The sequence below is a fragment of the Mycobacterium liflandii genome (assembly GCF_022354805.1).
GTDB classification, from domain to species: Bacteria; Actinomycetota; Actinomycetes; order Mycobacteriales; family Mycobacteriaceae; genus Mycobacterium; species Mycobacterium marinum.
Map to the genome: position 1 here is coordinate 5,321,068 of NZ_CP023138.1, position 20,689 is coordinate 5,341,756.

A 20,689-nucleotide genomic window follows, 5' to 3' on the forward strand; every position below is an offset into this window, starting at 1 on the left:
TTCCCTTGCCGTCAGTCGCGTCCAGCGGGTCATCGGGTAGCGGTGCCAACAAATGGGCGGGCCCGGGAGCGTCTCCACGGCCGGCGGTCGCCACGATGCGTGCCGATTGCCAGTGACCCGCACACACCGCTGGCTAGGGTGGGCTCTCGTGGAGCCGCGCCAGGATCTTGAATCGAGGAGCTTCGCCGGTACCTGGCGGGTCTATCAGCAGCAAGCGTTGGACGCGTTTGACGCTGACGTCGCCAGCGGGGACAACCGGTGCTATCTGGTCCTGCCGCCAGGTGCCGGGAAGACAATGATCGGACTGGAAGCGGCGCGCCGGCTGGGCCGGCGCACCCTGGTGTTGGTGCCCAACACGGCGGTACAGGCACAGTGGGCCGCCACCTGGGATGGACGCTTTCCCTCGACGGACCCGTCCGCGGCCAGGTGTGGAACCGAGCGCGACCTGGCGTCGGCGATGAACGTGCTGACCTACCAGTCCCTTGCGGTCATCGACGACGAAACGGATTCGGCCGTCCGGCGAGAAGTGCTGCGCAGCCGTGACCAGCAGGCCTTATTGGAGCTGTTGCACCCGAACGGCAGGGCGTTGATCGAGCGGGCGGCAACGTTGGGCCCTTGGACGCTGGTGCTCGACGAATGCCATCACCTGCTGGCCACTTGGGGTGCGCTTGTCGCCGCGCTCGGGTCGGTCCTGGGCCCGCAAACCGCACTGATCGGGCTCACCGCAACCCCGGTAACAGAACTCACCGCCTGGCAGCACACCTTGCATGACGAGTTATTCGGCGCCGCCGACTTCGCGGTTCCAACACCCGCTCTGGTCAAGGAGGGCGACCTCGCGCCCTATCAGGAGCTGATCTATCTCACCGAACCGACGCCGGAGGAACAGGCCTGGGTGGCAACCCATCGGGCTCGCTTCGCCGAGCTCATGCTGGCACTCATCGACCAACAGGTGGGCAGCATGTCGCTGGCCTCCTGGCTGCGTACCCGGATCGTGGACAGATCAACACGTGACGGCAATCAGATCGCCTGGTCGACGTTCGAACGCGCCGAGCCCGATCTCGCCTGCAGCGGTCTGCGCTTCGCCTACGACGGTCTGATTCCCTTGCCCGACGGTGCCCGCCTGCGCGAACAACACCGGGTTCCCCCCGATGCCCAAGATTGGGTCATTGCCTTGACCGACTTCAGCGTCGGGCACCTGCAGCAAAGCGACGATCCACGCGACGCGCAGGCACTTGCCGCGATCAAGCGGGTGCTACCCGGCTTGGGCTACCGGCTGACCAGTCGCGGCGTACGAGTGGCCACCTCCCCGGTAGATCGGGTGTGCGCACTGTCGGAGTCGAAGATCGCCGCCACCACACACATCCTCGACACCGAAGACGCCGTCCTGGGATCGGGACTGCGGGCGCTGGTGTTGTGCGACTTCGAATCGATGTCAGGCACCCTCCCGACGTCGCTGAAGGGTGCGCCGCTGAGCAACCAGTCGGGTTCGGCCCAGCTGGTCACCGCCATGCTCGCGGCGTCCGACAGCCGGCGGAACAGCCCCCTCAACGCGCTTTTGGTGACCGGCCAAACCTTCGCCTGCCCGGCCGCGATCGCAACACAGCTGGTCGACTTCTGCGCCGAGCGCGGCCTGCTCGTGACCGCCGAGCCACTCGACACCCAACCCGCCCTGCGGACGCTGCGCGGTGGCGGCACCTTCACGCCCCGAACCTGGGTGGCGCTGGCTACCGAATACTTCCTGGCCGGACATTCCCGCGTCATGATCGGCACCCGCGCGCTGCTCGGAGAGGGATGGGATTGCGCGGCGGTCAACGTCAACATCGACCTGACGAGTGCAACCACCCAAGCTGCGATCACGCAGATGCGGGGCCGGGCAATTCGCAAGGACCCCAACGACGCTCAGAAAGTCGCCAACAACTGGTCGGTCTGCTGCTTCACCACCGAACATCCGCGGGGAGGCCGACTACCTGCGGCTGGTCCGCAAGCACGACGGGCACTACGCGGCCAGCCCACAGGGGCTCATCGAATCCGGGGTAACGCATTGCGACCCGGCGCTGTCCCCATACAGTCCACCGGCCGCCGATGCCCAGGCCATCACCGCGCGCGCCCTGCAACGCGCCAGCCAACGGGCCGAAGCGAGGACCTGGTGGCGGATCGGCGAGCCCTATGAAGGTATCGATGTCGCGACCATCCGAGTAAGAGCCGCGCACCCGTTTGGCGTCGCCGCACCCCGCATCGCGGCCTCGGCATTGACCCCGCCGGTACCGGGTCACCCCAGTCCGGCGCGGTTTGCCAGGGGTGCGCTTGCCGGCGTCTCGGCCATCGGTGCCAGTGCCGGCGCCGCCGTCACCGCGGTCAACTTCGGTCCGCTGGCGGGGGCCACCACCGCGGGCGGCATCATGGCAGCGGGCGCCGCACTGTTGGCGACGGCCGCCGCCGCCGAAAGTCGCCGCCTCGCCCACGCACCCAACGCTCTCGAACAACTCGCCGCCGCCGTCGCCGATGGGCTCAACGCGGCAGGCGGCGCCGAAAGGGGGTCCGAAGCGCTGCGGATGACTTCGGATCAGGACGGATGGATCCGGTGCGAGCTGGGCGATGTGCCCACCGAGCAGTCTCGCCGGTTTACCGAAGCCCTCGATGAGCTGCTCGCGCCGCTGACCGAACCGCGCTACCTGATCGGGCGCAAGATCCTCACACCGCCGTCCGGGCGTTTCGCCCGGGGAATCTTCGCCGCCCGCGCCGCCATGGGGCTTCCGCTGCCCGGGGCGATCGCCTGGCACGCGGTACCGAGGTGGTTTGCCCGACGCAAAGATCGCAGGCAAAGCCTGGCTCAGTCGTGGCGACGTCACATCGGCCCGCCCCGACAGCTGCCGGCGGATTCACCGGAGGGCCAGGCGATTCTCGATCTGTTCCGCGGCGACAACCCGCTGTCGGTGACCACGCAGCTGCGCACGACCTGGCGGTGAGCCGGCGCCGTTGTCAGATCTTGTCAGATCGAGCGCGCCCGATCACCGTGATTACGGGTGCGGTCACGGCTCGCCCAGCCGCCGTACCGCGGCGGCGATCCGCTCCTTGGTGGCGGTCAACGCCACCCGCACGTGTTGGGCCCCCGCCGGACCGTAGAACTCACCGGGGGCAACCAGAATGCCGCGCTCGGCCAGCCAGGCAACCGTGTCCCGGCATCCTTCGCCGCGCGTCGCCCAGAGGTACAGGCCAGCCTCGGAATGGTCGACGCTGAACCCCGCGGAGGTCAACGCCGGCAGCAGCACCGCACGTCGTTGCGCATATCGCTCCCGCTGCTGCTTTTCGTGATCGTCATCGTCCAGGGCTGCGACCATGGCGGCCTGCACCGACGTCGGCACCATCATCCCGGCATGTCTGCGCACCGCCAGCAGCTCGGCGATCAGTTCCGGATCCCCGGCGACAAAACCCGCGCGGTACCCGGCCAACGACGAACTCTTCGACAGCGAGTGCACTGCCAGCAACCCGGTGTGATCGCCACCGCAAACCGCCGGATGCAGCACCGACAGCGGCTGGGCATCCCAGGCCAAGCCCAGATAGCACTCGTCAGAGGCCACGATGACGCCCCGTCCGCGCGCCCACTCGACTACCTTCTGCAGGTGCTCCATGCCCAGCACACGGCCGGTGGGGTTGCTCGGAGAGTTCAAATACAGCAGGGCCGGCGATTGCGGGCCCAACTGAGTCAACGAGTCAGCCCGCTGCACCCGCGCGCCCGCCAGCCGCGCACCCACCTCATAGGTCGGGTACGCCAGCTCCGGAACCACCACCGCATCCGCGGACCCCAGACCCAGCAGTGTCGGCAACCAGGCGATGAACTCCTTGGTGCCGATCACCGGCAGGACCGCCGACTCGGCCAGCTCGGTGATGCCGTACCGGCGAGCCAAGGCGGCCACTGCGGATTCCCTCAGGCCAGCGGTGCCCGCGGTGGCGGGATAGCCCGGCGAGAAGGCGGCGGCCGTCAGCGCTTCTTGGACCAGCGGCGCGACGGGATCCACCGGGGTACCGACGGAGAGGTCGACGATGCCGTCCGGATGCGCCCCGGCCCGCGCTTTCGCCTCGGCCAACGTGTCCCAGGGGAATTCCGGTAGTGACGCTGAAACGCGCAAGCTGCGGCTCCGGGGATCTAGTGGCCCGCTCAGTCTTCTTCCTTCTTCGCCCTGCGGCGGCAGATCCTTGACCACCTGGGGGTCGTTCTCGGTCATACCGACCTTGGCGGCGCCGCCGGGAGAGCCAAGTTCTGCGAAGAAATCTGCGTTGATCTGCGTGTACTGGCTCCACTGCTCAGGCACATCGTCTTCGTAGTAGATCGCTTCGACGGGACAGACCGGTTCGCAGGCTCCACAGTCGACGCATTCGTCGGGGTGGATGTAGAGCATCCGGGCACCTTCATAGATGCAGTCGACCGGGCATTCTTCGATGCATGCCTTGTCCTTGATGTCGACGCAAGGCTCGGCGATCGTGTACGTCACGGACGTCTCCTCAACGTGTCCTTTGAGTACTGCTTGATGTGGGCTGTTACTCGCCTGGACCCGGGCTTCTTCCGAGCCACGGTTAGGCCGAGCGTTCGGTTACTGATACTAGACGTTGCATATACAACACAACTAATTGGCACGCTCGTCGGGGTCCGCCGCCTATATGCACCTAGTTGCATAGCACCCCGGGGTGCGATCTATGCTGCGCGGGTGGCACTACCACACGCGATATTGGTATCGCTGTCCGAACAGGCCGGCTCGGGCTATGAACTGGCCCACCGATTCGATCGCTCCATCGGACACTTCTGGACCGCCACCCACCAGCAGATCTATCGCACATTGCGGTTGATGGAGAGCAACGGCTGGGTGCATGCCAAGCCCGTGGTCCAGCACGGCCGACCCGATAAGAAGGTCTATTCGGTATCCGACAATGGCCGCCAGGAGTTGGCCCGCTGGATCGCTGAGCCACCCAGCCCGACCCGTCCTGGCCGCGCGAGCGCGCTGACCGACAGCAGCACTCGCGACATCGCGGTCAAGCTGCGCGGTGCCGTCTATGGCGATAGGGAAACGCTGCGCAGCCAAGTCACCGCGCTGCGCGCCGAACGTGTCCAGGCGCTAGACACCTACCGCGGAATCGAAAAGCACAGCTTTCCGGATCCGTCGGCACTCAGTGGCGCCGCGTTGCATCAGTACGTCGTGCTGCGCGGCGGAATCCGGGCCGAAGAAAGTGCCATCGAATGGCTCGGGGAGGTAGCTCAAGCACTCGAGGAGAAATGATGACCAGTCCCTACCCAAATCTGTTGTCTCCGTTGGATCTCGGGTTCACCACACTGCGTAACCGCGTGGTCATGGGTTCGATGCACACCGGATTGGAGGACCGGCCCAAGGACACCGACCGACTCGCCGAGTACTTCGCCGAGCGGGCCCGCGGCGGCGTCGGAATGCTGATCACCGGCGGGTACGCACCCAATCGCACCGGTTGGCTCTACCCGTTCGCCTCCGAACTGGTGACGCCGGCCGAGGCCCGGCGGCACCGGCGCATCACCGGTGCGGTGCACGACGCGGACGCCAAGATCCTGCTGCAGGTCCTGCACGCGGGACGCTATGCGTATCAACCCCTTTCGGTCAGCGCTTCCTCGATCAAGGCCCCGATCAATCCGTTTCGGCCGCGCAAACTGACCTCGCGCGGCGTGGAAGCCACCATCGCGGACTTCGCGCGATGCGCACAGCTGGCCCAAGAAGCGGGCTACGACGGGGTCGAAATCATGGGCAGCGAAGGGTATCTGCTCAACCAGTTTCTGGCGCCCCGAACCAACAAGCGCACCGACTCGTGGGGCGGGACACCGGCCAAACGCCGCCGATTCCCCGTCGAGATCGTCCGGCGCACCCGCGCCGCGGTCGGCCCCGACTTCATCATCTGCTACCGGATGTCGATGGCCGATTATGTCGAGGGCGGCCAGAGCTGGGACGAAATCGTGGCGTTGGCAACCGAACTGGAATCAGCCGGTGCCACGATCATCAACTCCGGTTTCGGGTGGCACGAGGCGCGAATTCCAACGATCGTCACCTCGGTGCCCAGCGGCGCGTTCGTCGACATCAGCAATGCGGTAGCCGAGCAGGTCAGCATCCCGGTGATGACATCCAACCGGATCAACATGCCTCAGGCCGCCGAGCAGATCCTGGCCGACACCGACGTGGCGCTGATATCGATGGCCAGACCGATGCTGAGCGACCCGGAATGGGTGCTCAAAGCGCAGTCCGGCCGGGTCGACGAGATCAACACCTGCATCGCGTGCAATCAGGCCTGCCTTGATCATGTCTTCGTCAAGAAGAAGGTGTCCTGTCTGCTCAACCCCCGAGCCGGACACGAAACGCTGTTGACGCTGTCCCCCACCCAACGTGCCCGCACCGTGGCCGTCGTCGGGGCCGGCCCGGCCGGCCTGGCGGCGGCGGTCGCCGCCGCCCAGCGGGGCCACCGGGTGACATTGTTTGAGGCCAACGACTTCATCGGCGGCCAGTTCGACCTGGCCCGTCGCATTCCGGGTAAGGAGGAATTCAACGAAACCATTCGGTATTTCTCCACGATGTTGGCCAAGCACGGCGTCGACGTACGGCTGGCTACCCGGGCCACGGCCGACGAGCTGACCGGCTACGACGAGGTGGTGCTGGCCACCGGCGTGGCACCCCGGATACCGGCCATCCCCGGCATTGCGCACGCCAAGGTATTGACCTACACCGAGGCGATCACCGGCGCCAAGCCGGTCGGGCCGAGCGTGGCTGTCGTCGGCGCGGGCGGCATCGGGTTTGACGTCACCGAACTCCTGATCACCGAATCGTCGCCCACCCTGAACCTCAAGGAATGGAAGGCCGAGTGGGGCGTTGTCGATCCACAGAAGGCCCGCGGCGCCCTGACCACGGCGCTGCCGACTCCGGCGGCCCGTGAGGTGTATCTGCTGCAGCGCACCAAGGGGCCACAGGGAAAGCGCCTGGGCAAGACCAGCGGCTGGGTGCACCGCGCTTCGGTCAAGGCAAAAGGGGTTCAGCAGCTCTCCGGGGTGAACTACGAGCGGATCAGCGACGACGGCCTGCACATCAGTTTTGGCCCGGACCGGCAGCGGCCGCAGCTGCTTGCGGTGGACAGCGTGGTGATTTGCGCGGGCCAGGAACCGGTGCGCGACCTGGAGACCGACCTGCGCAGCAACGGCGTTGACCCACACATCATCGGCGGTGCGGCACTGGCCGCGGAGTTGGACGCCAAACGCGCCATCAAACAGGGCACCGAGCTTGCCGCCCGCCTGTGATGGCTACCCGGCTACCCCATTTCGCCTACGGTGAAACTGCCCCAACCACGGCCCTGAACTGCGGATAGTTATAGCCGGAGAGAGTCCTCCGATACAAAGTTTGATAGGAGCAAACCCGCGGGGCCTGCTAGTCTTGATTCAAAGGCGGCAACCGCTGGGCAGATGTCGTCGCCGCGTTGGCGGTGCAATAGCTGGGGAAGGTGTCCACAAAATGAGGCTGTCGTTAACGGGACTGGATGTCGCCGCTGGTGCTTTCGCGTTGTCGTTGAGCGTCGGCGCGGGGGTCGCATCCGCAAGCCCACTGGATACGGTCATCAACACAACCTGCAACTACGGCCAGGTGATGGCGGCGCTGAACGCCACCGACCCTGGGGCCGCCGCGCAGTTCAACGCCTCGCCGGTGGCGCAGGGTTGGCTGCATTCGTTCCTCGCGTCGCCGCCGCCGCGGCGCGCGCAGATGGCCGCGCAGCTGCAGGCCATGCCTGGGGCGTCGCAGTACGTCGGGCTGGTCGAGTCAGTCGCCTCGTCCTGCAACAACTACTGAGCGGATTAGGCGCCTCCCACGTTTCGGGGGCCGCACACCACGTCACCTAGCGCTCGCGAGGGCTTCCGCGTTTATCGCTGACGTCTGAGCGCTAGGTGTCGCGCTGTTTTTGGGCAGCCGTAGCCGTTCTCATCGCGCCGTCGCCGCTGCGACCTCTCGTCAGCGTGATTGCGGATCTCATCCGGTGCCTGCGGAGTGCCGGGGTCGGGTCAGTCCAAAGCGGCCTGCTCGGCGGCGGCATCGTCCCCGAACTCATCGAAGATCTCGCTGAAATCCCACGCCTGTTGGCTCACTCCGCTGCTGGTATTCGACAGCTGCCCCACCGCTCCCGGGAAATCGCGATTTGCCGACCACATGGATAGCCCGCCGAGGTTGTTCTCATCGGCGAAAGCAGGCAGCTTTTCGGCGTCGGCGAGGGTAAAGACCTCGCTCGGATCGTCGTTGACGCCGATCATGGGTGTCACCTTGATCATCGCCCACGCGTCCTCGCTGGACATCGACGGATACAGCGTCATCAACTGGCCGTGGACGCTCTCGGCGGCTTGAATTGCGTAGTCACCCATCCTGCCCTCGTACTGCAGGCTGGGGTCGAAGTAGTCCATGGTCATGATGTTCACGCGGCCAACATCCACGCCATTGTCGATGGCGATCTGCAATGCTTGCACCCCGTTGGAGGTCAGACCCGTCGGCATCACGGGAAGGGTGTAGGAAACCTGGACCGGGGTCCCGGCAGCGGCCTGCTCCGCCTGCAGCATGGCGATCGCCTGGGCCTGGTTGGTCAGTGCTGGAACGTTATACAACGCCGCACCCTCAATGTCGAAGTCCAACTTATAGATTCCGTAGGTGTCGGTGACCAATTTGTAGTCCGACGCTAGCGCGGTCGCGTTGGGAGCCGAAACAGCGAGCGGCTGGTTGGCTGCGCCACCGAAGGAGATGGTTGGGTCGATACCGTTTTGCTGCATCTCGGCCATCGCGGAGGTAATCCACGGGTCGTCCAGCGAATAGAAAGTGCCCCAGGACGGATTGCCATCGGCACCGGTGACGATGAAACCCAGTGTGACGTCATCGATTCCCGCGTTGGCTGCACTCGCATAGTCGAACTTCGGCCAAAGGGTCATATCGACGTATGGAGAAAACTCACCCACCGTGGCACCGCCGGTGCTAGTGCCGGTGCCGCTACCGGTACTGGTGCCACCACCGGTACCGGTGCCGCCGCCGCTGGCAGGTTGTCCGTTAACCAGAACATTCGTCGGTTCGGAATAGGCGCCAGTGTGCATCGCTTGGAAGCCCACCACGACCGAACCACCTGGCTCGATCGTTTGCGTCCAGGACTCCGGAGTCAGGGTGTAGTGCGTGCCAGTCTGCGTGAGCTGCCCGCTCCACACGCTGGTAATGGATTCGTTTGCAGGCAAATCGAATTCGACCTGCCAGTCAGTCAGCGCGCTATCCCCGGAATTGCTGATCGTGTAGTTCGCAACGAACCCGTTGTCCCACTGCGATGTCACCGTGTACGTTGCGGCAACCTCTCCGTCGCCGACCGTGCCGCCGGTACCACTTCCACCAGTGTCACCACCATCGCCAGTGCCGGTGCCGTCACCGGTGCCGGTGCCGGTGCCGCCCGTGTCACCGGTGCCGCCCGTGTCACCGGTTCCGGTTCCGGTTCCCCCGGTATCACCAGTACCGCTCCCCGTACCACCCGTATCACCGGTCCCGCCGCTCCCGCTGCCAGTACCGCCGGTGCCAGTGCCACCGCCGTCCCCGGAACCCCCGCCGCCAACGGATACTCCGTTGACGATGAGATTCGTAGGCTCCGAGTAAGACCCAGTCTGCGCGCCCTGGAAGCCAACGGTGACCGACCCGCCCGGCTCGATCGTCTGTGTCCACGACTCAGGCGTCACCGTGTAGTGCGTGCCAGACTGGACGAGCTGCCCATTCCACACATTGGTAATGGATTCGTCTGCAGGTAAATCGAATTCGACCTGCCAGTCGCTCGCCGCAGTATCCGCCGAGTTCGTGATCGTATAGCGCCCGATGAAACCGCTGTCCCATTGCGATGTCAGCGAGTACGCCGCCGTCTCCGGTGCTGGCGCTACTGACTGCGGCGGTGGTAGCGGCTCCGCTACTCAGCGCGGCGACGCCACCACTTCCACCAAGTTCGCCACTGCCGGTCGCGGCAGCGGTCGTCGCACCGCTGGCGCCACCACTGCCGGCAGCGCCACCACCACTGATGGTCCCGCCGTTGCCGGTTCCTCCGCTCATCACAGCGCTGCCGGTCGCGGTGTTGGTCGCACCAGCAGCGATGGAATTCGGGCTCACCGCCCCACCACTGGCGGCGGCTTGCCCGCTACTTGCGCCCTCGGCCGCCTGACCGGTGTTGCCGCCGCCACCGGTTTGCGCAACCGAATCACCCTGCGCGCCAACACCACCCATCAGTGATCGAAGGATGCCAGATATCGAGGAGATGTTGGCCGCTTCGGCGTGCTCATAGGATGCCGCACTCGCCGCCAAGGTCTGCAGGAAGCGCTCGTGAAACGCCCCCGCTTGAGCGGTCGCCGTTTGATACTCCTGGGCAAACCCGCCGAACCAAGATGCGACGGCTCCCGAAACCTCGTCGGCAGCCATTGCGGCCACCTTCTCCGTCCAACTCACCGCCGAATTGGCTGCATTCACCGCCGAGCCAACAGCCTCCAAATTCGTTGCTGCCCTGATAAATAACTCGGGAGTTGCGATCAAAAAAGACATAATCCGTCCTTGCCGATCGGTGTGCCACGACCCAGCTAGGTATTGAGAAGTGTTGAAGCGTCTATTGTTAACATCGACATTCTCAGCCGACAAGGCCCGGCGCACTTTTGTCGGTTATTCGACAAACTCGGCACATTGCCCGGGTTTACCAACACGACAACCGCCCGCGAGTGCCCCGACTCCGCGCTGCCCTAGCAGCCACCCTGGCAAGCATCGCGCCAATCGGGGCAAACACTCAAACTTCCTGCACGGCAATGCCATCTACCTGCGGACGCCCGCCGCAGTCCAGTCGATCAGTTCCCATGAGGGAGATGAGTGCCGTTCCTGAGTGCGGTGCGCGCGAACACACATCGGCGACAGATGACACCGCACGCGATTGAGCTTACTTCCGCCGAGCTCGTGATTGCCCAGCCGCGATGCCCGCTACGCGCGTTCGGCGCAGCGGCGTGCAAATGTCCGACGATATCCGCGGACAACTCTAATAGCTTGCGCGGCAGTATAACTCCACAGCAGTCGGCGCGGCGCCCATTAACGTAATCTCCGGAGGAAACCACCGGGTGCCGGCGACTCGCTAGGCGGCCAACGAAGCGTACGTTGTGGTGCGCTGGCGCGCCGGCCGACCGATCCCCGCGGCGATAGCCGCAAGTTCGGCAGCGGTCTTTGCCGATCCGTGTTCGGAACCGGCCATCCGCGAAATCGTCTCCTCCATCAGCGTCCCGCCCAAGTCGTTCGCGCCGCCGCTGAGCATCACTCGAGTGCGCTCGACACCAAGTTTGACCCAGCTGGTCTGGATGTGGGGAATGCGGCCGTGCAGCATGATCCGCGCCAGGGCATGCACCGCGCGGTTGTCGCGATGAGTGGGGCCCGGCCTGGCCGCGCCAGCCAGGTACAACGGCGAGTTCTGGTGCACGAACGGCAACGGCACGAATTCCGTGAACCCGCCGGTGCGGTCTTGGATATCGCGCAGCACATTGAGGTGGGCAATCCAGTGCCGCGGGCTGTCGACGTGGCCGTACATCATGGTCGATGACGACCGCAGCCCCACCTCGTGCGCGGTACTCACGATCTCGATCCACAGCGACGTCGGCAACTTGCCCTTGGTGAGCACCCAACGCACCTCGTCGTCCAGAATCTCGGCGGCGGTGCCTGGGATGGTGCCCAGACCGGCCTCACGCAGAGCGGTCAGCCACTCGCGGATGCTCAGCCCGCTCTTGGTCACACCGTTGGCGATCTCCATCGGAGAGAACGCGTGCACGTGCATCGAGGGCACCCGAGCCTTGACCGCGCGCACCAGGTCGGCGTAGCCAGTAACCGGAAGTTCGGGATCGATGCCCCCCTGCATGCACACCTCGGTCGCTCCGGCCACGTGGGCTTCCCAGGCGCGATCGGCGACCTCGTCCGCCGACAGTGAATAGGCGTCGGCGTCGCCCTTGCGCTGTGCGAACGCGCAGAATCGGCAGCCGGTGTAACAAACGTTGGTGAAGTTGATGTTGCGGTTGACCACAAAGGTCACGTCGTCACCGACCGCATCGCGTCGCAGCGAATCCGCAAGCGCGGCAACAGCTTCCAAGGCAGGCCCGTCAGCGGTGGCCAGCGCAAGATATTCCTCGTCGGAACAGCCCGCGGGAGAACGCTCGGCGGAACACAGAGCGGCCAGGACATCGGTGTCGATGCGTTCGGGACCACGGGCGGCCAGCTCGTGCACGTGTGAACGGACCGCATCCCAGTCACCGAAAGCGCTGTCGAGGTCGCTACGCGCCTCGGTGCAGCGTCCCTCTGTGTCGATCGCCGCATTGAGATCCACCCGACCCGACGACGCGACATCGTCAGGCTCCTGCCACGGCAGACCCACCGGGTTGACCTCACGTGCGAAACCAGTCGCCGGATCAGCCAGCGCCACAACATGTCTGCGCACCCGCGGGTCAATCCAGGCGCCCCCCGCCTGCACGTACTTGGGTTGCGCGGTCAACCGCTGCACCAGTTCGTAGCCCGCTCCCGAAGTCACGGCGGCCAGGTCGTCCAATGCGGGCCACGGCCGCTCGGGGTTGACGTGGTCGGGCGTCAGCGGCGACACACCACCCCAGTCGTCGACACCGGCACCGATCAGCGCCACACATTCGTCTTGGGAAACCAGATTCGGTGGCGCCTGAATGCGCATTCCCGGGCCGAGCACCAGCCGGGCGACCGCGACCGTCGCCAGGTAATCCTCGATTCCGGCGTCGGGAACCGCTGCCATTGCGGTGTGTTCCTTGGCCCGGAAGCTTTGCACGATCACTTCCTGGACGTGGCCAAACTCTTTGTGCAACTTACGAATCGCATGCAGCGTGTCAGCCCGCTCGGCCAGCGTCTCACCGATGCCGACCAGCAGACCGGTGGTAAACGGTATGGAAAGCCGACCGGCGTCGGTCAGAGTGCGCAACCGCACCGCCGGGTCTTTGTCCGGGCTGCCATAGTGCGCGAGGCCTTTGGTTTCGAACAGCCGCCGCGACGTCGTCTCCAGCATCATGCCCATCGACGGCGCCACCGGTTTGAGCAGCGACATCTCCGACCAGCTCATCACCCCCGGATTCAAGTGCGGCAAGAGCCCGGTCTCTTCGAGCACCCGGATCGCCATGGCCCGCACATAGGCCAGCGTGGTGTCATACCCGCGCTCGCTCAACCACTCCTTCGCCTCTGGCCAACGTTGCTCGGGACGATCCCCAAGGGTGAACAGGGCCTCTTTGCAGCCGAGTTGGGCCCCCCGCCGTGCGATATCGAGGATCTCGTCGGGCTCCAGATACATTCCGGCGCCCTGGGCCCGCAGCTTGCCCGGGACGGTGACGAACGTGCAGTAGTGGCAGTTGTCACGGCATAGATGGGTGACCGGGATGAATACCTTGCGCGAATAGGTGATCGGCAGACCACCGCCCGTGCCGTGGCGTCCGGCCGATTCCAGACCAGCGTCACGCACTCGGGCCGCGCTGGCACACAGCTCAGCCAGCTGGTCGCCGCGCGCCGACATCGCGACGGCGGCCTCGTCGATGTTGAGCGCAACACCGTCTCGCGCGCGCCGTAGTACCCGCCGCAGCGCCGATGCACTGGGCTTGGGCGGAACGACGGGGCTGGGCAGGGCGGTGGGCTCCTGGCGCGAGGTCAGCGGCACGTTGGTGTAACTTCCCCACGCCCCGATTTCATCCGTGCGTCCACAATTCGAGCCTTGGCGGGTGCCATATGCGCAACAGTAGCGGCAGGGCCGGGCCGGCACTCGACGGACCAGCACGCGCCATGTGTTTGGTGAGTCCGGGGCGAACCGCCGCCGATCGCGATACGCTAGCAGCCAAGTAGGTACAGCAGGGGGTGTTACGCCATGTCGTATGTGGCCGCCGTGCCGGAGGCGCTGACGGCAGCCGCTTCGGATGTAGCCGGTATTGGTACAACCATCAGCTCGGCCAACGCCGCAGCGTCGGCTCCGACGACCGGAGTGCTCGCAGCCGCCGGCGACCAGGTATCAGCCCAGGTCGCGGCTCTGTTCTCGTCACATGGCGAGATCTACCAGCGGCTCAGTTCGCAGCTCTCGACCTTTCACGACCAATTCGCCGCGGCGTTGAACACCAGCGCCAACTCCTATGCATCCGCCGAGGCCAACGCCGCCAAGACCCTGCTGAGTGCGGTGAACAGCCCCGCCGAGAAGCTGCTCGGGCAGCCGCTGATGGGCCAGGGCGGCATCGTGGCCAACGCGGTGAGCAAGGTCCAGAGTGTTTTCGCGGGCGCCGGCTCCAACGCGCTGGGCGCCAACGCCAGCATGTTGGCGCTGGCGCCGACGGGCGGCGCCGCCACCGCGGCGGCCTCGGGCTCGCTGCTGGGACCGATCGCCAGCGCCGCCGCCGCGCCGGCAGCAATCCTGCCCGTGTCGGTGGCCACCGCCATCCAGAACTTCTACCTCGCCGTCGAGCCGTGGGTGCAGTACGGCTTCAACCTCGCCTCGTGGGCGGTGGGCTGGGTGCCATGGATCGGCATCCTGGCGCCTCAGATCAATTTCTTCTACTACCTTTTTGAGCCGATAGTGCAAAGTGGCCTGTTCAATACGCTCGACTGGCTAGACGGCACCATCACGTTCAGTCAGGGGCTGAGCAACTTCTGGTCGGCGACCACGGCGTCGGTCAACCAATTCATCCAAACCGAGATCAACTGGATACGGAACTTCTTCCCGCCGTTCCCGCCGCTGCCGTTCTGAGCAGCTGAGCACCGCCTCGGTCCGCGCGGCTAGGCGCCGTTGGGGCGGTCGCGGACTTGGCGCCGCCAGAGCACCCATCCCGGCGGCAGGGCCCCCAGCACGATCAGGATCAGCGCGCCGTAGGCCATCACTCCACGCCCACCGAGCACCACGTCGTCGCCGGGCCCACCGAAGCTCAGCACCGCCACGGTCGCCAGCCATGTCCACAACGGCAGCGCCGCCACCCGATGCGATGTGGTCCATCGCTCGGCCGCCCAAACCAGCGCGGCGTTGACCAGTCCGCTGATCAGTGCACTGATCGGAAAGGGCACCGAACCCAAGTAGGTCGGCAGCAGCAGAGCCCCCATCAATGCAGACAGGACGCCGTCCACGGCCAACAACGTCAGCACTACGGCACGTATCGCGGGATCGATTGCGCCGACCTCTTCACTCGAGACGACGCGCGATTGGGTTGCGGTCAGGTCGGGACGCTATCGATCTGGGACAGGATCGAACCGATGACCCACTGCAGACTGTCCAGCCTGTCCTGCCAATGCTGCAAGTTGGGGTCCAGGTCGGGGTCCATACGGGTTTCCTTCCATGGCTGCCTGATTGGCAGCCTACGTGCCAAACCCGGTGAAGCCCAGACCAGCAAGCAGATCTGTTTCCCAGCCACGCTCGTCGCGGGCCCCCGCCCTACCAGCGACAAGCAGATAGTGCTCATCGGCCAGAATCGGCAACGCCATGTTGTTGGACAGCGCACACGCGCGTCCGGTCGGGCCGACGGTGACCTGGGTCGCGTGCGCCGCAAGCGCGGCGATCTTGGCCGCCCGCGCGTCCGAATCGCCGGTCACGACGGCGTCGATGCGCTCGTCCGGGTAGATAAAGGGGATGTCTTCGGGCGGTAGCACCCACTCCGGCAGTAGATCGTCGGGCGTCAGCGCCTGCCGGCCCGCCAGGAACGCGCTCAGCCCCAAGACGGTCCAGTAGAACTTCGGCACCACCCAGGGGTCACCCGGGTAATCGCAGTCGCCCACCGAGCCCGCCGCGGCCACCGCGGCAGTGGTGACGACGTGTGCCTGGACGTGGTCAGGGTGGCCATAGCCGCCGTCGGGGTCATAGGTCACCACGACGTGCGGGCGCAGCTCCCGAATGATCGCGACGAGCGCCCCGACCGCCTCCCGGTCGTCGGCGTCGACGAATCTGCGCCGACTCCGCTGCTCGGTGCCAGCCATGCCCGAGTCCCGCCAGCGGCCCGCACCACCAAGGTAGATGGGCGCATCGACCCCCAGCCGCTGCAATGCCGCGGTGAGTTCACCGATGCGGTAGCCGCCGAGTTGGTCGGCGTGATCGACCGCAAGTTGGGCCCATCGGTCGCCGATAACCTCACCCTCTTCACCCAGGGTGCAGGTGACGACGTGGACCTGCGCCCCGCGCGCGGCGTAATGGGCGATCGTCGCGCCGTTGCTGAGGCTCTCATCGTCGGGGTGTGCATGGACGAACAGCAGGCGCGGTGTCTCAGGCATGGATTCCTTCCCCGCCTTCCCTACCCGCCACACACACGGCCGCGGCCCATCCCGGCCACGCGGCCCGTCCAGAAACGCGTAGGCCGCTTGTAATATTTGCAGTGACAAGCGTCAACAACGCAATTGCGTTCGATTCCGAGAAATAAGAGACGCTAACGGCTACTATTGAATGATGGCGCAGCTGTCCGAACCCACGTTAACCCCCTACCGGAGCCGGCGACGCGGCGAGGTACTCGAACGGGCCTTGTATTCGGCCACCCTGGCCGAGCTCATCGCAGTCGGCTACGGCAGGCTGACCATGGAAGGGATCGCGGCGCGCGCCCAGACCGGCAAGGCCGCGCTGTATCGGCGTTGGGCGAGCAAACATGACCTGGTCCAGGCCGCGCTGCAATATGCGGTGCCGCCACCCCCGGAACCGCGCCCCGGCCGGTCAGCTCGAGAGAACCTGCTGACCGTCTTCACCGCACACCGCGATGTCCTCGCCGGCAAGACCGAGTTCCCGGGCCTGGTGGCCATCGGCCAGCTGATACACGAGCCCGAACTGCGTGCCATCTTCGCCAACTCCGTGGTCCATCCGCGACTCAAGATCATCGATTCGGTTCTGCGGGCCGCCATCCGCGAAGGTGACCTGGATCCCGACACCGTTACCCCGTTTACCGCACGCATCGGGCCCGCGTTGATGAACCAGCACTTCATCCTCACCGGGACGCCGCCGAATCGGCGGGAATTGGCACTCATCGTCGACACGGTCATCCCCCCCAAGCGCACCGCGCCGTCGGACAGCTGAACGAACGCACACAACCGCGGGGTTGTACCTATGCGCCAGTGATCAAGCCGACCAAGTCGGCGCCCATCACCAAGCTCTGATCGAAGGCGCCCACCAGACCGCCGATCTCGCCGCTATTGAAGACCTGAGAGGAACTGCCGAGCAGCAGGCTAGAGGTGAAGTTTGCCGGCACCTGCGCACCAACGAGGGTGTTTGCGGCCTGCTCGCCCGTTCCAATGAGCAGGTTGGCGACATTGAAGCCGCGGTTGAGCGCACCATTGAGGGCACTATCAGTACCGAAGACACTCTGCTCCCACGCCACTTCGTTGGCGACCAGGGCGTGGTTGAAGCTGAGCTGATTATTCACCATTGCGGTGTTGAAGCCAATCTGAGCCGCGTCCAGCTGCTCCATGAAATCACCTACCGGACTTGCTGACAGCGCCTGTGCAGCGGCCGGGAACACACTTGACGCCGACGGCAGCAGCGACCCACTGCCCGCGAAGATGCCAACCAAGTCGGTGGGAACCATCAGGCTCTGGTCGAAGGCGCCGAGCAGGCCGCCGATCTGGCCGTCGTTGAACACCTGAGCCGAACTGCCCAGCAGCAGACTGGAGGTGAAGTTCGTTGGCACCGGAGCACCCAGGAGGGTGTTGATGGTTTGCTCGCCGGTTCCCAACAACAGATTGCCCGCGTTGAAGCCCCGGTTGAGTGCCCCATTGAGAGCACTGTCGGTACCAAAGATTAGTTTCTCGAGCGCGACCTCGTTGGTGACCAGCGCATGGTTGAACGCGAGCTCGTTGTTGACCAGGGACGTGTTGAAGCTGATCTGCAGCTGCTCGAGTTGCTCCAAGGGGCTCGAGGACGCCGCGGCTGCAGCCACTGCCCGCAGTGGCGAGGCATTGGCCGATTCCGCGCCGGCATAGGCTTGCGCACCCGCGTTCAAGGTTCGCACGAACTGATCGTGAAACTCCGAAAGCTGCGCGCTGAGCCGTTGATAGGCCTGGCCATGCGCATCGAACAACGCGGCGATTGCCGTCGACACTTCGTCGGCGGCCGCCGGTAACACTCTCGTCGTCGCCACCGCCGCCGCTGTGCCGGCCGCATTGATCGTCGAACCAATACCCGCCAAATCTGTTGCAGCCGAGGTCAGTACTTGCGGAGCGGTTGTCAAGAGCGACATCGTGCATCACCACCGGTTCAAGCGCACGACCACTGAGCGCACAGCCCGGTCGTGCGGCTAGTGCGAATGCACAGAGCATAGCCCCGCTCCGGTGCAGACATGCCGGGTTTTCACCAATTGATCCAGAAATATTCACATCTGACGCACATCAACGTTGGTGCCGCCACGATAGCGCCCCTAGCGATAGCTACTCAGGAATTTCACCACCGACCTCGGTCCCTACCTCAACACCACCCGAGGCGGAGCCGGTCAGCTGACCGATCAGCTCCGGCAGGCGGCCGTCGAGTGTCACCTGGATCGGAACACCGAAGACGCTCAGGAAGGCCCCATCCATCAGGAATTTCTGCTCCACCGCACCGAGCAAGCCACCGGTCGTCACGCCACCGAAGGCATCGGCCGAACCACTGGCCAGCAGGCTGCCGGTGAAGTCCGCGGGCACCGGGACACCCAAGAGCGCGTCGACGCTCTGCTGTCCCGCACCCAGAGTGAAGTTGACCATGTTGAAGGCGTGGTTCACCGCGCCATTGAGGGCACTGTCGGTGCCGAAAATCGCCTGCTGCAAAGCCATCTCATTGGTGACCAGTGATTCGTTGAAGGCCAGTTGACCGCTGAGCACATCAGCATTGAAAGCCGCTTGGGCTTGGCCGAACTGGCTCAACCACGACGCATCGACCAGTGCTGGGCCTCCCAAAGCCGCGTTGAGCAACAGCAACTGGTGCGCCACACCAGGCAGACCACCGGTCGGTATGTCGCCCTCGAGCGAGCCGCCGACGAGCAGGCTGCCGGTAAAGCTGGCCGGCGTCGGGGCACCCAGCACGGCATTGACGGCTTGCTCTCCCGTACCCACCAGTAGGTTCACCGCGTTGAACCCGTGGTTGACCGCGCCGTTGAGCGCCGCATCGGTGCCGAACAAGGCCTGTTGCAGCGCAACCTCATTGGCAACCAAGGACTGGTTGAACGCGAGCTGGCCGTCGACAAAACCGGCCAATACCCCGTTTTGGGCTTGACCCAGTTGCGCGAGCACCGCACCGGGCAGGCCTGACACGGTGTCCACCAGTACCGGGAACCCGGAGAAGTCACCGGTCAATCCCGCCGCGACGGCGGCATTGAACTGAGCGCCCACAGCGGACAGCTCACCACCCAAGTTGCCCAGCACGTCAACACCGCCCATGAACCCGGTGAGTCCGGTGCCGAAACCACCCGCCAGCGACTCACCGGTCTGGATCAGCGCGGCAAGCCCCGGTAACCCACCACCCAGGCCGCCCGACAACATCCCACTCACCTGGGTGCCCAACGTGCCAAGCGCAGCGTTGAAGCCGCCGGCCAGTGATTCACCGGTTTGGATCAGCGCAGAGAGGCCGGGCACTGCCGTACCCAAACTCCCGGACAAGGCCGCGCTCAATTGAGCGCCCAAACCCGAAAGGGCAGTGCCAACACCGCCCATCAGCACCGCCCCGGCTTGCACCAGCCCGGACAAGTCTGGAAGCTCCCCGCCGACGGCGCCCGACAGGACACCGGCCACCCGAGAACCCAGCCCGCCGACGGCGTCGTTGAAGCTGCCGGCCAGCACCTGCCCCGTCTGCACCAGCCCGGAAACACTGGGCAGTCCTGCGCTCAAGTCGCCCGACAGCCCAGCGCCGAGCTGGGCCCCCCGGCTCGACAGGTCCGGGAGCCCAGCACTGAGGCTCCCGCTCAAAGCGGCGCTCAGCTGAGTTCCCATGCCCGAGAGCGCAGCGTTGAAACTGCCGGCCAGCGACTGGCCGGTCTGCACCACTCCAGAGAGGCCGGCACCGATCTGAGCACCGGGCACCTGTCCACCGAGCAGCAAGCTGGTGCTCAGACTCGCCGGAATCTGCTCCCCCACAAGGGTGTTCACGAATTGTTGGCCGGTACCCACCACCAAGTTGGTGGCGTTGAAGCCGCCGTAGATCACCCCTCCGACCAAGCTGTTGGCGCCGCCAACCGCATCAATCACGGCCGCCTCGTTGGCGACCAGCGCCTGGTTGAACGCGAGCTCGCCGCTGACCAGGTTGGCGGTGAAGCCAGCCTGCACCCGGCCAACCTGTTCAAAGAGCCCGCCCGGCCCGGCCGCCAGCACCGCTTGCGCATTGGCGACTTCGCTGCTCGCATAAGCGTCCGCGCCGGCACTGAGCACTCGGACAAACTCATCGTGAAACAGCGCCGCCCGGGCGCTGAGCTCCTGATATGCCTGGCCGTGTGCACCGAACAAGGCCGCGATGCCCGCCGACACCTCATCGAGACCTGCCGGGATCACACCGGCGGTCGCCAACGCTGCGGCGCTGCCCGCCGTGTCTATCGTCGAGCCAATACTTGCCAAATCGGTTGCTGCCGAACTCAAATACTGCGGTTCCGCAAATACAAAAGACATTTCGGGCCTCCCCACCACGGCTTCAATGGCTTCGCTAGCTTGATTGCTGGCCATCC

The 20,689-nt window shown here is 65.4% G+C and carries 12 protein-coding genes and 3 pseudogenes; 6 read left to right on the top strand and 9 right to left on the bottom strand.

Annotation, left to right across the window (positions count from 1 at the left end; translation table 11 throughout):
- Window positions 1-148: 148 nt before the first annotated feature.
- A pseudogene (locus CKW46_RS23580) lies at window positions 149-2,966 on the top strand (DEAD/DEAH box helicase family protein).
- Between the two features lie 63 nt (window positions 2,967-3,029).
- Here CKW46_RS23580 and dapC read toward each other — a convergent pair.
- Window positions 3,030-4,127, bottom strand: a complete 1,098-nt coding sequence (gene dapC / locus CKW46_RS23585; protein WP_482053465.1) for a succinyldiaminopimelate transaminase — start codon at window positions 4,125-4,127, stop codon at window positions 3,030-3,032.
- Between the two features lie 42 nt (window positions 4,128-4,169).
- A pseudogene (gene fdxA / locus CKW46_RS23590) lies at window positions 4,170-4,490 on the bottom strand (ferredoxin); the annotation flags it as partial.
- Between the two features lie 213 nt (window positions 4,491-4,703).
- On the opposite strand from fdxA, the gene CKW46_RS23595 reads away from it, so the two are divergent.
- The 3 genes from CKW46_RS23595 (at window position 4,704) to CKW46_RS23605 (ending at window position 7,838) form a co-directional block, all read left to right on the top strand.
- The gene (locus tag CKW46_RS23595) at window positions 4,704-5,270 is read left to right on the top strand and encodes a PadR family transcriptional regulator (RefSeq protein ID WP_117436696.1); all 567 of its coding nucleotides are present in this window, start codon (window positions 4,704-4,706) and stop codon (window positions 5,268-5,270) included.
- Window positions 5,270-7,294, top strand: a complete 2,025-nt coding sequence (locus CKW46_RS23600; RefSeq protein ID WP_482052475.1) for an NADPH-dependent 2,4-dienoyl-CoA reductase — start codon at window positions 5,270-5,272, stop codon at window positions 7,292-7,294. Before CKW46_RS23595 ends, CKW46_RS23600 begins: the two co-directional genes overlap by 1 nt.
- 211 nt (window positions 7,295-7,505) lie before the next feature.
- Complete coding sequence (locus tag CKW46_RS23605) at window positions 7,506-7,838, top strand: hemophore-related protein (protein ID WP_015356831.1); 333 nt, start codon at window positions 7,506-7,508, stop codon at window positions 7,836-7,838.
- A 209-nt stretch (window positions 7,839-8,047) separates the two neighbouring features.
- On the opposite strand, the gene CKW46_RS23610 is transcribed toward CKW46_RS23605, so the two are convergent.
- The 3 genes and pseudogenes from CKW46_RS23610 to CKW46_RS23620 all read right to left on the bottom strand — a co-directional run bounded on the left by CKW46_RS23610 (window position 8,048) and on the right by CKW46_RS23620 (window position 13,722).
- A complete protein-coding gene (locus CKW46_RS23610) occupies window positions 8,048-9,898 on the bottom strand; it encodes a cellulose binding domain-containing protein (RefSeq protein ID WP_482053466.1) in 1,851 nt (616 codons plus the stop codon).
- Window positions 9,899-10,361: 463 nt separating this feature from the next.
- Window positions 10,362-10,580, bottom strand: a pseudogene (locus tag CKW46_RS23615) (PE family protein); the annotation flags it as partial.
- Between the two features lie 571 nt (window positions 10,581-11,151).
- Window positions 11,152-13,722 carry a bifunctional FO biosynthesis protein CofGH gene (locus CKW46_RS23620; protein WP_482052476.1) on the bottom strand — a complete coding sequence of 857 codons (2,571 nt, stop codon included), beginning with the start codon at window positions 13,720-13,722 and terminating at the stop codon, window positions 11,152-11,154.
- Window positions 13,723-13,926: 204 nt separating this feature from the next.
- Between CKW46_RS23620 and CKW46_RS23625 the strand changes: the two genes are divergently transcribed.
- The gene (locus CKW46_RS23625; RefSeq protein WP_086085474.1) at window positions 13,927-14,793 is read left to right on the top strand and encodes a PE family protein; all 867 of its coding nucleotides are present in this window, start codon (window positions 13,927-13,929) and stop codon (window positions 14,791-14,793) included.
- 29 nt (window positions 14,794-14,822) lie between these two features.
- On the opposite strand, the gene CKW46_RS23630 is transcribed toward CKW46_RS23625, so the two are convergent.
- A complete protein-coding gene (locus CKW46_RS23630; protein ID WP_117436694.1) occupies window positions 14,823-15,254 on the bottom strand; it encodes a hypothetical protein in 432 nt (143 codons plus the stop codon).
- 138 nt (window positions 15,255-15,392) lie between these two features.
- Window positions 15,393-16,298, bottom strand: a complete 906-nt coding sequence (mshB, locus tag CKW46_RS23635) for an N-acetyl-1-D-myo-inositol-2-amino-2-deoxy-alpha-D-glucopyranoside deacetylase (protein WP_482052477.1) — start codon at window positions 16,296-16,298, stop codon at window positions 15,393-15,395.
- Window positions 16,299-16,470: 172 nt separating this feature from the next.
- Here mshB and CKW46_RS23640 point away from each other — a divergent pair, with 172 nt between their 5' ends.
- Window positions 16,471-17,085: a TetR/AcrR family transcriptional regulator gene (locus tag CKW46_RS23640; RefSeq protein ID WP_499018375.1), complete on the top strand. Its 615-nt coding sequence runs from the start codon at window positions 16,471-16,473 to the stop codon at window positions 17,083-17,085.
- 28 nt (window positions 17,086-17,113) lie between these two features.
- Here the strand turns inward: CKW46_RS23640 and CKW46_RS23645 are convergent, their stop codons facing one another.
- On the bottom strand, window positions 17,114-18,244 hold the full coding sequence (locus CKW46_RS23645) for a PE family protein (protein WP_041299528.1): 1,131 nt from the start codon (window positions 18,242-18,244) through the stop codon (window positions 17,114-17,116).
- Between the two features lie 187 nt (window positions 18,245-18,431).
- Window positions 18,432-20,633 carry a PE family protein gene (locus CKW46_RS23650; protein ID WP_482052478.1) on the bottom strand — a complete coding sequence of 734 codons (2,202 nt, stop codon included), beginning with the start codon at window positions 20,631-20,633 and terminating at the stop codon, window positions 18,432-18,434.
- Window positions 20,634-20,689: the final 56 nt, after the last annotated feature.

Coding starts and splice junctions, on each gene's coding strand:
- CKW46_RS23600 (WP_482052475.1), top strand. CDS start 5,270: ATGACCAGTCCCTACCCAAATCTGTTGTCTCCGTTGGATCTCGGGTTC.
- CKW46_RS23605 (WP_015356831.1), top strand. CDS start 7,506: ATGAGGCTGTCGTTAACGGGACTGGATGTCGCCGCTGGTGCTTTCGCG.
- CKW46_RS23625 (WP_086085474.1), top strand. CDS start 13,927: ATGTCGTATGTGGCCGCCGTGCCGGAGGCGCTGACGGCAGCCGCTTCG.
- mshB (WP_482052477.1), bottom strand. CDS start 16,298: ATGCCTGAGACACCGCGCCTGCTGTTCGTCCATGCACACCCCGACGAT.
- CKW46_RS23640 (WP_499018375.1), top strand. CDS start 16,471: ATGGCGCAGCTGTCCGAACCCACGTTAACCCCCTACCGGAGCCGGCGA.
- CKW46_RS23645 (WP_041299528.1), bottom strand. CDS start 18,244: ATGTCGCTCTTGACAACCGCTCCGCAAGTACTGACCTCGGCTGCAACA.
- CKW46_RS23650 (WP_482052478.1), bottom strand. CDS start 20,633: ATGTCTTTTGTATTTGCGGAACCGCAGTATTTGAGTTCGGCAGCAACC.